The 12,212-nt window shown below is 60.9% G+C and carries 8 protein-coding genes; 5 read left to right on the top strand and 3 right to left on the bottom strand.

The window, feature by feature from the left end:
• The first annotated feature begins 2 nt into the window (after positions 1–2).
• Positions 3–449, top strand: a complete 447-nt coding sequence (locus VE934_RS17375) for a YbaN family protein (RefSeq protein WP_324889860.1) — start codon at positions 3–5, stop codon at positions 447–449.
• A 9-nt stretch (positions 450–458) separates the two neighbouring features.
• Here VE934_RS17375 and ligA read toward each other — a convergent pair whose 3' ends face one another.
• From ligA to smc, 3 genes are all read right to left on the bottom strand, one after another.
• Entirely contained in the window at positions 459–2,495 is a 2,037-nt protein-coding gene (gene ligA, locus VE934_RS17370) for an NAD-dependent DNA ligase LigA (protein ID WP_324889925.1), read from the bottom strand.
• A 179-nt stretch (positions 2,496–2,674) separates the two neighbouring features.
• Positions 2,675–3,736 carry a cell division protein ZipA C-terminal FtsZ-binding domain-containing protein gene (locus tag VE934_RS17365; RefSeq protein ID WP_324889858.1) on the bottom strand — a complete coding sequence of 354 codons (1,062 nt, stop codon included), beginning with the start codon at positions 3,734–3,736 and terminating at the stop codon, positions 2,675–2,677.
• A 124-nt stretch (positions 3,737–3,860) separates the two neighbouring features.
• Positions 3,861–7,394 (bottom strand): chromosome segregation protein SMC, encoded by a 3,534-nt coding sequence (smc, locus tag VE934_RS17360; RefSeq protein ID WP_324889855.1) that lies wholly within the window; start codon positions 7,392–7,394, stop codon positions 3,861–3,863.
• A 334-nt stretch (positions 7,395–7,728) separates the two neighbouring features.
• On the opposite strand from smc, the gene dapC reads away from it, so the two are divergent.
• From dapC to dapE, 4 genes are read left to right on the top strand one after another with little or no spacing between them, the layout of a single operon-like run.
• Positions 7,729–8,940 carry a succinyldiaminopimelate transaminase gene (gene dapC / locus VE934_RS17355; RefSeq protein WP_324889853.1) on the top strand — a complete coding sequence of 404 codons (1,212 nt, stop codon included), beginning with the start codon at positions 7,729–7,731 and terminating at the stop codon, positions 8,938–8,940.
• Positions 8,937–9,764 carry a 2,3,4,5-tetrahydropyridine-2,6-dicarboxylate N-succinyltransferase gene (dapD, locus tag VE934_RS17350; protein WP_324889851.1) on the top strand — a complete coding sequence of 276 codons (828 nt, stop codon included), beginning with the start codon at positions 8,937–8,939 and terminating at the stop codon, positions 9,762–9,764. Before dapC ends, dapD begins: the two co-directional genes overlap by 4 nt.
• 45 nt (positions 9,765–9,809) lie before the next feature.
• A complete protein-coding gene (locus tag VE934_RS17345; RefSeq protein WP_324889849.1) occupies positions 9,810–10,994 on the top strand; it encodes a PilT/PilU family type 4a pilus ATPase in 1,185 nt (394 codons plus the stop codon).
• A 24-nt stretch (positions 10,995–11,018) separates the two neighbouring features.
• A complete protein-coding gene (dapE, locus tag VE934_RS17340) occupies positions 11,019–12,212 on the top strand; it encodes a succinyl-diaminopimelate desuccinylase (protein ID WP_324889847.1) in 1,194 nt (397 codons plus the stop codon).

The raw sequence follows: 12,212 nt of genomic DNA, 5'->3' as shown, positions 1-12,212 counted from the left end.
GCATGTCCGAACCTGAGCACCGACCAACGGCCCCTCCCGCCAGCACATCGACCGCGCTTCCCGTAGCGGCGCGCTGGCTACTCATCGCTTTGGCTGTACTGAGCCTGGTGCTGGGGATTGTTGGCATTTTTGTGCCGGTGTTACCGACGGTGCCTTTTGTCCTGCTGGCCGCATGGGCCGCTGCGCGCAGCTCGCCGCGCCTGCTGGCCTGGCTGGAGCGGCACCCCGCCTTCGGGCCCATGCTGACCGAATGGCGGCGCGGGGGTGTTGTGCGCCGACGCGCCAAATGGGCGGCTACGGTGGGCATGGGGATAAGCGCAACGATGATGCTGGTCGTGGTGCCGACAAAATGGATTGCACTGGCGGTCATCGCCTGCATGGCATGCGTGTTGATTTGGCTGTGGCGCCGGCCTGAACACCTCCCCGAGGAAGAGTTACCTCCGCAGTGATGAGCCCGGTTAGGCGCGGGAGTCCAGCAGCGCGAGCAATTGCGCTTCGTCAATCACCGCAACGCCCAACTCTTGCGCCTTGGTCAACTTGCTTCCTGCTTCAGTTCCAGCCACCACATAGTCGGTTTTTTTGCTGACTGAACCGGCGACCTTGCCACCCGCTGCTTCCACCAGGTCCTTTGCTTCGTCACGGCTGAGGGTTGGCAAGGTGCCGGTGATCACAAAGGTCTTGCCAGAGAAGGGTTGGGGAGCCCGCGCAGCCGGCTCGCCCTCTGTCCAGGTCACCCCGCAAGCGCGCAGTTGCTCGACCACTTCGCGGTTGTGTTCCTGGTCGAAAAAGGTGCGAATGCTTTTGGCGACGATGGGACCCACGTCGCTAACTTCGAGCAGTTGAGCCTCAGATGCTGCGATCACCGCGTCCAGTTTTCCGAAATGGCGCGCGAGCTCTTTGGCGGTGGCCTCGCCCACGTGGCGAATTCCAAGGCCAAACAGGAAACGAGGCAAAGTCGTCTGTTTGGATTTTTCGAGAGCCTCAAGCAGATTGTTGGCGGACTTATCGGCCATGCGCTCCAGACTGGCAAGCGAGGTCAGGCCCAACTTGTAGAGGTCAGGCAGAGTCCGGATCACGTTGGCATCGACCAGTTGCTCAACCAATTTGTCGCCCAGGCCTTCCACCTCCACCGCGCGGCGATGAGCGTAATGCAGGATGGCTTCTTTTCGCTGGGCGCCACAGAACAGGCCGCCGGTGCAGCGGTAATCGGCTTCGCCCTCCTCCCGCACGGCATCTGAGCCACAGACGGGGCATTGGCGCGGCATGGTGAATTGAGGCGAGTCTTGCACACGCTTGTCGGGCAACACGCTGACAACTTCAGGAATCACGTCACCGGCACGCCGTACGATCACCGTGTCGCCGATACGCACATCCTTGCGGCGGGCTTCGTCCTCGTTGTGCAGGGTGGCGTTGGTCACGGTGACACCGCCGACAAACACGGGCGCCAGTTTGGCCACGGGGGTGAGCTTGCCGGTACGGCCGACTTGCACGTCAATGGCCAGCACAGTGGTCATCTGCTCTTGCGCCGGGTATTTGTGGGCAACGGCCCAACGCGGTTCACGCGTGACAAAACCCATCTTTTTCTGAAGAGCAAGGCTGTTGACCTTGTATACCACGCCGTCAATGTCGTAGGGCAACTGGTCGCGCTCTCGTCCAATTTTCTGATGAAACGCTATTAATTCAGTAGCACCTTGCGCGCTCTGCGTAAGGGCAGCAACCGGAAAACCCCATGATTTCAGGGTCAGCAGCATCTGGAAGTGAGTTTCAAACTGGGGCCCGCCCTCTTCTGCCGGTGTCACCTCGCCCAGACCGTAGGCAAAAAAGCTCAGGGGTCGCTGGGCTGCTATTGCCGGGTCCAGTTGCCGCACCGCGCCAGCGGCGGCGTTGCGCGGGTTGACGAAGGTTTTTTCGCCCTTCGCGCCCTTTGCAATTTTTTCCCGCTGCTTGTCATTGAGCGACTTGAAGTCGTCGCGGCGCATGTAGACCTCTCCGCGCACTTCGAGTACCGTCGGCACGTCTCTGGGAAGGCGCAACGGGATTTGCCGGATGGTACGGACGTTTTGCGTCACGTCCTCACCGACTTCTCCGTCGCCGCGCGTGGCTGCCTGGACTAGGACGCCGTCCTCATAGCGCAGGTTCATCGCGAGGCCATCGAACTTGAGTTCGGCGACGTACTCGACGGGGGGCTCCCCGTCCACCAGACCCAACTCCTTGCGCACACGTGTGTCAAAGTTCTGCGCGCCGCTCGCCTCGGTGTCTGTTTCAGTTCGAATGCTGAGCATGGGTACGGCGTGGCGGACACTGGCGAACTGGTCCAACGCCTTTCCGCCCACGCGTTTGGTGGGTGAATCTGGCGGTACCAATTCAGGATACTTTGCTTCTAGAGCTTCGAGTTCGCGATATAGCACGTCGTACTCCGCGTCAGGTACTGCGGGCTTGTCCAAAACGTAATAACTGTGCGAGTGCGAATGCAACTGCGAGCGCAAGGCTTCCATTCGCTTTGCGTCACCGGGATCTTGTGTCAGATCACCAAAGAGATCGGGTTCATCCACCTCGTCAACTCCGAACACAGTTTTTTCGCCAGGCCACCGCGGAACCGGCTTTGCCGGGCCGCAGGTGGCGCCCCCTGCAGGGGGGAAGCGGCCGAAGGTCGCTACGGGGGGGAGACATCATTTCAAGAAAACAAACGCCGTCCCAGCACAGAGCCCGCCGACAAGTCCCGCTCTTCCAGCGTGTCGTAGAGCTTCTCAAGGTCGGCGTGAATCACTTCCATGGCTTCGGGCCGAATGGGCTGGCCCTGATCGTCGATGATGACGCCGCCCATGGACGTGGCCAGACCAATGGCGGCTTCGCACATGCGCACAAAGGGCTGCTCGGAGCGAAGGACTTGGGGCACGTCCAGCGTCAAAGTCACTTCCCGCAAGGCGGTTTGTTCGGGGTCTTCAGCCATGGCGGCCTGTGTGTCAAAGGCCAGGCCGAGGATGGGCGCATGGCCAGACTCGCTGGCCGGTAGCACCATGCGGCCCGGGATGGAACCCGCCACAAACCCCTGTTTGCCGGCGTGTTGCTGCACATAGCCCGGGCTCCAGGCGGTGTCGTTGGCGCGCAGCGTGAAGCTGAGTTGGGCGTCATGCACGCTGGCAAACTGGTCCAGTTCGCGCGCGCGGGCCACTTCGTCCTGCATGTCGGGAAATTCAGGCTGCCCGTCAATCGCATCTGCAAAAGCCTGCGCCTTCATGACAAATTCCGAAAACTCGATTTGGTTGAGCGCCCCGGTGCGGTTGGCCAATTGCACACCGGCCTGAAAAGCGCTGTAACGCTGGCCAGGGGTGGGCATCTCCCAGGTGCCGGTTTCGATGCTGAGGCCTTCGACGGCAAACGGTTTGCTGCCGGCACGGCGCGTGCCCGGCATGGCCGCCAGTGCCGCTTCACCCGACACCACCGAGTCGATGGTGATGGGCGCAATCACGTCGATCAATACGTCAAGGCCCGGTTTTTTGTCGAGCACGGTCAGTGCTGTCAGCGTTGCCAGACCGGAGTCGAGATCAAAGTCCGGTTCTTGGCGCTCCGGCTCGGCATCGCCGACCTGACCTTCATCAGTCGTGGGGGCCGGAGTGACGGGCTCAGGCGTTGCCTGTTTGGGCAAATTCTTGCGCGCAGCCCAAGCTCCGTGGGCGACCACAGCCGCCAAAATAAGCCCGCCGATGATGGCCAACCAGATTTGCAGAGTACTCATGAGGATGTGGCCCCCACGGTCGTTCGCCGCGCGTAACTCCCTGCCCCCCGAGGGGGCGCATTTTTCCTGGGGGCGGCCCGTCGGAAAAACATTCTGCCCAAGTTGGTTCGCAGGCTCGCGAAAATCATGCGGCCTCCGCAAATCCAAGGGCCGCTTCCATGTCCACCGCCACGATGCGCGACACACCCTGCTCCTGCATGGTCACACCTATCAGTTGCTCCGCCATTTCCATGGCGATCTTGTTGTGGCTGATGAACAGGAACTGGGTTTCCTTGCTCATGCTGGCCACCAGCTTGGCATAACGCTCGGTGTTGGCATCGTCAAGCGGCGCGTCCACCTCGTCCAGCAAGCAGAAAGGGGCGGGGTTGAGCTGAAAAATCGCAAACACCAGTGCAATTGCGGTCAGGGCCTTTTCGCCACCCGACAGCAAATGGATGGTCTGGTTTTTCTTGCCGGGTGGCTGGGCCAGCACCTGCACACCGGCGTCCAGAATTTCTTCGCCGGTCATCATCAGTTTGGCGTTGCCACCGCCGAACAGGCGCGGGAACATTTCGCCAAAGTGGCGATTGACCGTCTCAAACGTGCTGGACAGCAAGTCGCGCGTTTCCATGTCGATCTTCTTGATCGCGTCTTCGAGCGTGGCCATGGCTTCGTTGAGGTCGGCCGACTGGGCATCGAGGAACTGCTTGCGCTCGCGGGCGCTGCTCAGTTCGTCCAGCGCGGCCAGGTTGACGGCGCCCAGCGACTGAATTTCCCGGTTGATACGGTCGATCTCGCTTTGCAGTCCGGTCAGCCGCACATTACCGGTCTGGATGGACTGCTCAACGGCGGCCAGGTCAGCCTGCGCATCGGTGAGAAGTTGTGCGTATTGCTCAAAGCCAAGGCGCGCGGCCTGCTCTTTGAGCTGGAACTCTGTGATGCGCTGACGCAGCGGGTCCAGCTCGCGCTCAAGCGCCAGCCGTCTTTCGTCACTCGCGCGCAGTTTGGTGGTCAGGTCGTCGTATTGGCTGCGTTTGGCGCCGAGGTCGGCCTCGCGCTCCAGCTTGACCGCCAAGGCGCTTTGCAGACCGGCCTGCGCGGCGGCATCGGTCAGGCGCGACAGTTCTTCCTGCGCGCGCTGCTCTTCGCTGGCAATGGTGGCCGCCTGCTGCGCGGCAATGTCGATGGAGCGTGCCAACTCTTCCCGGCGTGAGGCCAGGCTGCGCAAGGCAAACTGCGCCTCTTGCGACTGGCGCTCCAGGGCGCGCTGCTGCTCACGCGATTCGTTTAATTTGCGTTCGGCTTCGATCACACGATCGTCCAGCTGGGCGTGGCGCTCCTGGCTGTCTGCCAGTTGCATGTCGAGCTCTTCAAAACGCGCCTCAGCCGTCACCTTGCGTTCTTGCAGATCATCCATCTGGCCATTGATTTCACCCAGATCAACTGCAATTTGTTCGCTGCGCGCACGGGTTTGCTCAGCCAACTGCGTCAAACGCAAAACTTCCACTTGCAACTCATGCGTGCGGCTCTGGCCCTCGGCGGCTTCGCGCCGCGCTGTTGCCAGGCGCTGGGCGGCGTCGGCATATGCAGCCTCGGCGCGAATCAGGGCGCTGCGCGCCTCATCGCTGATCAGCACTTGCCCGCGCAGCTGCTTCTCAAGGTTTTCAATTTCCTGAGCGCGCGCCAGCAAGCCAGCCTGCTCGGAATCTTGTGCATAAAAACTCACGCTGTGGTGGGTGACGGCGTGGCCGCTTTTCACATAAATGGCTTCGCCGGCCTGCAGTTGCTGGCGAGCGGCCAGCGCCTCGTCCAAGGTGTTGGCCGTGAAGCAACCCTGCAACCAGTCGCCCAGCAAAGCAGCTTGCCCTGCATCACCCAGGCGCAGCAGATCAGCCAGCGGTTTCAATCCGCTGGCGGAGGCCTTCGCGGGCGCTGCGGCAGACGGTGGCGAATAAAACGACAGTTTGGCTGGCGGCGCATCGCGCCCATCGGTGCCGGCAAAGCCGCGCACCATGTCCAGGCGCGAGACTTCGAGCGCGCCCATGCGCTCGCGCAGTGCGGCTTCAAGCGCGTTTTCCCAACCTTGTTCAATGTGGATTCGGCTCCACAGTCCCTGGAGGTTGTCCAGGCCGTGTTTGGCCAGCCAGGGTTTGAGCTTGCCGTCGGTTTTGACTTTCTCCTGCAGCGCCTTGAGGGCTTCCATGCGAGCAGACAAGTCGGCTTGTTTGGCGGACTCCGTGTTGACAGCTTGCTGTTTGGCCCGACGGTCTTCGTCAAGCTGGGGCACGCTGTCCGTCAGCTCGTGCAAACGCGCTTCAACCATTTCCTGGTTTTCCTGCGCGGTTGTGAACTGCGTGTTCAGGTTCAGCAGGCGCGCTTCATCGGGCGCGTTGAGGGCGTTTTTGTCGGCCGTGAGCCGCTCATGCCGCAAACCCAGCGCACGAGATTGCTCCTCGATGTTGCGCTGGTCGGCGGCCAGCACCTGAATTTGCTGCTGCACCTGTGCGACGCTGGCGCGTTGCTCGGCGGACTTTGATTGCGCCGTGCGCAGGGCTTCTTCGAGTGCGGGCAACTGGCCGGCCTGGTCTTCGCTCTGGGCAGCCAGCAGTTCAGCCTGCTCTTCGGCCTGCAGGGCTTGCGCAGCCAGGTTTTCGGTCTCCAGTGCGGCGTCTTCCTTGCGGGCTGCCCACTGCGTGGTTTGCTCCTTCAGCTGCAAGAGGCGCTGCTCAACGCGCTGGCGTCCTTCAACCACAAAACGGATCTCGGCCTCTAACCGCCCTACTTCGGCGCTGGCTTCGTACAACTTGCCTTGCGCCTGGTTGACGTGATCACCGGCAGCGTAATGCGCCTGGCGAATGGTTTCAAGGTCGGCCTCGATATGGCGCAAATCGGCGATGCGGCTTTCAAGCTCGTTGACGGTTTTTTCGGCGTCCTGCTTGACCTTGGCCTGATCGGCCTCGCTCTCGGCACGTTTTAAAAACCAGAGCTGCTGCTGCTTCAGCGTGGCGTCGGCGTGGAGCGTGTTGTAGCGCAGCGCTACTTCGGCCTGCTTCTCAAGTTTTTCAAGGTTGGCATTCAGCTCGCGCAGGATGTCTTCGACGCGGGTCAGGTTCTCGCGGGTGTCGCTCAGGCGGTTGGCGGTTTCGCGCCGGCGCTCTTTGTATTTGGAAACGCCCGCGGCTTCTTCGAGGAACAGGCGCAGCTCTTCCGGTTTGGACTCAATGATGCGGCTGATGGTGCCCTGGCCAATGATGGCGTAAGCGCGTGGACCGAGACCAGTGCCGAGGAAAACGTCCTGCACGTCGCGACGGCGCACCGGCTGGTTGTTGATGTAGTAGCTTGATGTGCCGTCCCGCGTCAGCACGCGCTTGACGGCGATTTCGGCAAACTGGCCCCACTGCCCGCCAGCGCGGTGGTCGGCGTTGTCAAACACCAGCTCCACGCTGGATCGGCTGGCCGGTTTGCGCAGATTGGTGCCGTTGAAAATAACGTCCTGCATGGACTCGCCACGCAACTCGGAGGCGCGGCTCTCGCCGAGGACCCAGCGCACCGCGTCCATGATGTTGGACTTGCCGCAACCATTAGGACCCACCACGCCGACCAGTTGGCCCGGCAAAATGAAATTGGTCGGTTCAGCGAACGATTTGAACCCGGATAACTTGATCGAATTGAGACGCACGGCTGACCCTGTTTTATTCTTGGCGCTGTGAAGCTAACTTATTGATTTATATAGCGCTTTTGCCCAGCGCAGAACCCGCGTCAAGCGAGGCATGGCCTGCAATGTTACCCGAGCCTGACAAGGGCGCCCTTGTAAAAAATGGTGATCTACCTCTCGGACGAATCCGAAACCGGCTCAAGACCGCTCTCACGATCGACGATCTTAATCAAATTGCCACTTTGCCCTTATTCCACGAGCGAACATTGCTATATTATTTATAGCATCACACGCCACATTGCAGAGCGCTGCGCGAGCCCTACCCGGCGCCGCTGACGCACGCGGGATAATCCGCGGCATGAATCCATTGTTGAAACGCCTGCAGCCCTACCCCTTTGAGCGCCTGAGGCAGCTCCACGCAGATGTCACGCCCAACCCGGCTTACCGCCCCATCAGCCTCGGCATTGGCGAGCCCAAACACGCGACGCCCGATCTGATCAAAACCGCCCTGAGAGACAGTCTGGCTGGCCTCGCGGCCTACCCTGCCACAGCTGGCGAGCCCAAGTTGCGGCAAGCCATGGCTGACTGGATGCAACACCGCTACGCCCTGGCGCTGGACCCCGCCACGCAAATCCTGCCGGTCAATGGTTCACGGGAAGCCCTGTTTGCTTTGGCGCAGACCGTCATCGACCCGACCCAGCCGGAAGCTACCGTGGTTTGCCCCAATCCGTTTTATCAAATCTACGAGGGCGCGGCGCTGCTTGCCGGTGCCCAGACCTGGTTTGCGCCCAGCGACCCGGCGCGCAACTTTGCCGTCAACTGGGACAGCGTGCCAGACGCAGTCTGGGCCAGGACACAGCTGCTGTTTGTCTGCTCGCCGGGCAACCCGACCGGCGCGGTGATGGGTCTGGATGAATGGAAGCTGCTGTTTGAGCTAAGCGACAAATACGGCTTTGTGATTGCCTCGGACGAGTGTTACAGCGAGATTTACTTCCGTGACGAGCCGCCCTTGGGTGGGCTGCAGGCAGCAGCCCGGCTGGGCCGGCCTGACTTTAAAAACCTGATCGCGCTGACCAGCCTGTCCAAACGCAGCAACGTGCCCGGCCTGCGCAGCGGTTTTGTGGCGGGTGACGCGGCTTTGATCAAGCCCTTTTTGCTGTACCGCACCTACCACGGCAGTGCCATGAGCCCGGTGGTGCAAAGCGCCAGCATTGCGGCGTGGAACGACGAGCAACACGTTGTTGAAAACCGCGCGATGTATCGCGAAAAATTTGCGAAAGTAACGCCCATGCTGTCTGCAGTGATGGACGTGGCCCTGCCCGATGCCGGTTTTTACCTGTGGGCGCAGATCCCTGAGCAGTTCAAGGGCTCGGACACCGCGTTTTCGCGCGAGCTGCTTGGCTTTTACAATGTGGTGGTGTTGCCGGGCAGTTATCTGGCCCGCGAAGCCCAGGGGCGCAACCCGGGCGCCGGGCGTATCCGCATGGCACTGGTGGCGCCAACCGCGGAATGTGTTGAGGCTGCCGACCGAATCGTTCAATTTATTCAATCCACTGCAAAGTCACCATGAACCAAGACCAACTCGAAAGCATCATCAACGCCGCCTGGGAAGACCGCGCCACGCTGTCCCCAAGCGCTGCCTCCAAAGAAGTGCAGGACGCGGTGGAGCACACTATCTCCGAGCTCAACGCCGGTCGCCTGCGCGTGGCCACGCGTCAGGGCGTGGGCCAGTGGACGACACACCAGTGGATCAAAAAAGCAGTGCTGCTGAGCTTTCGCCTCAAAGACAACGTGCTGATGCGCGCCGGCGAGCTGGGTTTTTATGACAAGGTGCCAACCAAGTTCTCGCACCTGAGCGAGCAGGAAATGAAAGCAAGCGGCGTGCGCATCGTGCCGCCGGCCGTGGCGCGCCGCGGTAGCTACATCGCCAAGGGCGCAATTTTGATGCCCAGCTACGTCAACATTGGCGCCTATGTCGACGAAGGCACCATGGTTGACACCTGGGCCACCGTGGGCAGCTGCGCACAAATCGGCAAGGGCGTGCACCTTTCGGGTGGTGTGGGCATTGGGGGTGTGCTGGAGCCGGTGCAGGCCGGCCCCACCATCATTGAAGACAACTGCTTCATCGGCGCACGCTCCGAAGTCGTCGAGGGCGTGATTGTTGAAGAAAACTCCGTGATTTCCATGGGCGTGTACATCGGACAAAGCACGCCGATTTACGACCGTGAAGCCGACACCGTGACCTACGGCCGTATTCCTGCGGGCTCGGTTGTGGTCTCTGGCAACCTGCCCAAAGCTGGCGGCAAGTATTCGCTGTATTGCGCGGTCATCGTCAAGCGCGTGGACGCCAAGACCCGCGCCACGACCAGCCTCAACGACCTGCTGCGCGATTGATTCCCCATGGCTGAAGCACCCACCCCGGCACCGAAAGGCGCGCCCATGAGCACAATGGAACGCATTTTGCGTTTGATGGCCGAGAAAAAGGCCTCTGACGTGTACTTGTCGGCCCATTCGCCGGCGCTGATCAAGATCAATGGGGAAGCCATCCCCATCAACAACCAGATCTTGCCGCCGGAAGCGCCACGCAACTTGCTGGCCGAGGTGCTTCCGCCCGAGCGTATTGAAGAGCTCGAAGAGCTGGGTGAACTCAACATGGCGCTCCCGCTGGCAGGGGTAGGCAACTTTCGTATCAGCGGGTTCAAGCAGCGCAGCACGTATGCCGCCGTGATCCGTTTTGTGCCGACAGAAATCCCGGCGCTTGAAAGCCTCAAGGTGCCGCCGATTCTGGCGGACCTGATCATGGAAAAGCGCGGGTTGCTGCTGATGGTCGGTGCCACCGGCGCCGGCAAAAGCACCACGCTGGCCGCCATGATGGACCACCGCAATGCCACGGCGCCCGGCCACATTTTGACGATTGAAGATCCAGTGGAGTTCTTGTTCACCAACAAGAGGTCGGTGGTGAATCAGCGCGAGGTTGGCAGCGATACGCAGTCGCTGCAGGTCGCGCTGAAAAACGCGCTGCGTCAGGCGCCAGATGTGATTCTGATCGGCGAGATTCGCGACCGTGAAACCATGTCTGCCGCGATTGCCTATGCGCAGTCGGGGCATCTGTGCCTCGCCACCATGCACGCCAACAACAGCTACCAGGCACTTAACCGTATCCTGAGTTTTTACCCGGTGGAAGTGCGCAACACCCTGCTCGGCGATCTGGGTGCGGCCATGAAGGCCATCGTCTCGCAGCGCCTGCTGCGCACACAGGCCGGCGGACGTACACCTGCGGTTGAGGTCATGCTCAACACCAAGCTGATTTCTGAACTGATTGAAAAAGGCGACTTCTCAGGCGTCAAGGAAGCCATGGAAAAATCCATGGCTGAGGGCTCGCAGACGTTTGAGCAGGACATCGCCAAACTGATCATCGACGGCACCGTCACCCGCAAGGAAGGGTTGCTGCACTCCGACTCGCCAACCAACCTGATGTGGCGCCTGGAAAATGACTTTGCGGTGGCAGCCAAGGCTGCAGCCGAGCCTGAGGACGACCCGGACGACGAAGCGTCTTTCACCGAAATCACACTCGATATTCGCCACGATGGCAAAACCGGTAACACCGGTTATGGCAATTTGTGATTCCCCGGAAAAAGCGCCCGTCTGATGTCCCACACCCTGCGTCTTGCTGAACAGCTGATCTCCCGCCCCTCCGTCACGCCAGATGACGCCGGCTGCCAGGCCATTTTGGCTGCACGACTTGAGCCACTCGGCTTTGTTTGCGAAACCATCGTCAGTGGCCCTGAAAACTTTCGCGTGACCAACCTGTGGGCGAAATTCAAGGGTTTTGAGGCTTCTGCCCAGGCAGGACGGGCGCAAGGCGCTACTGAATCCATAGCACCCAAAACTCTGGTCTTTGCGGGCCATACCGACGTGGTCCCCACCGGTCCGCTGGAGCAGTGGTCCAGCCACCCCTTCACCCCCACCCACCGGGATGGCGTGCTTTATGGGCGCGGCGCTGCCGACATGAAAACCTCGATCGCAGCCATGGTGGTGGCGGTCGAAGAGTTTTTGGCTGCCAATCCCAAGCCTCACCTGTCCATTGCATTTCTGATCACCAGCGACGAAGAAGGCCCTTCAGTCGACGGCACCGTGGTGGTCTGCCAGCAATTGAAAGAGCGCGGCGCGGTGCTGGACTATTGCATCGTCGGGGAGCCGACCTCGGTGAATCAACTCGGCGACATGATCAAGAACGGCAGGCGCGGCACGCTCAGCGGAAAGCTCAGCATCAAGGGCGTGCAGGGTCACATCGCCTACCCGCATCTGGCTGACAACCCCATTCACCGTTTTGCACCCGCGTTGGCCGAACTGGTGGCAACCGAATGGGACGCTGGCAACGAATTTTTCCCGGCCACCAGCTGGCAGGTTTCCAACATTCACGGCGGCACCGGGGCGTCCAACATCATTCCGGGTGAACTGGTGGTGGACTTCAATTTCCGCTTTTCCACGGAATCGACCGCAGACAGCCTGAAGGCACGGGTTGAGGGCATTCTGACCAAGCACAAGCTTGACTACGCCCTGCGCTGGACACTGGGCGGCATGCCCTTTCTGACCACGCCGGGCGCACTGGTAAAAGCGGTCAGCGAATCCATCCAGGCTGAAACGGGTCTCACCACCGAGCTGTCCACCACGGGCGGCACCAGCGACGGGCGTTTTATCGCCAGCATCTGCCCGCAGCTCATTGAGTTCGGGCCAATCAACGCCTCTATTCACAAGATTGACGAGCATGTCCTCGTCAGCTCGCTGGACCCGCTAAAAAATATCTACAAAGGCGTTCTGGAGCGCCTGGCTGCGCTGTGA

The organism is Polaromonas sp. (genome assembly GCF_035638815.1).
Taxonomy (GTDB): domain Bacteria; phylum Pseudomonadota; class Gammaproteobacteria; order Burkholderiales; family Burkholderiaceae_C; genus Polaromonas.
Note: the sequence above shows the minus strand (reverse complement) of the source record. Positions and strands in the feature narration are given on the sequence as shown.

Excerpts from the sequence above, each read along its gene's own strand:
- VE934_RS17375 (WP_324889860.1), top strand. The coding sequence starts at position 3 with ATGTCCGAACCTGAGCACCGACCAACGGCCCCTCCCGCCAGCACATCG.
- VE934_RS17365 (WP_324889858.1), bottom strand. The coding sequence starts at position 3,736 with ATGAGTACTCTGCAAATCTGGTTGGCCATCATCGGCGGGCTTATTTTG.
- dapD (WP_324889851.1), top strand. The coding sequence starts at position 8,937 with ATGAACCAAGACCAACTCGAAAGCATCATCAACGCCGCCTGGGAAGAC.
- dapE (WP_324889847.1), top strand. The coding sequence starts at position 11,019 with ATGTCCCACACCCTGCGTCTTGCTGAACAGCTGATCTCCCGCCCCTCC.
- VE934_RS17345 (WP_324889849.1), top strand. The coding sequence starts at position 9,810 with ATGAGCACAATGGAACGCATTTTGCGTTTGATGGCCGAGAAAAAGGCC.
- dapC (WP_324889853.1), top strand. The coding sequence starts at position 7,729 with ATGAATCCATTGTTGAAACGCCTGCAGCCCTACCCCTTTGAGCGCCTG.
- ligA (WP_324889925.1), bottom strand. The coding sequence starts at position 2,495 with ATGGAAGCCTTGCGCTCGCAGTTGCATTCGCACTCGCACAGTTATTAC.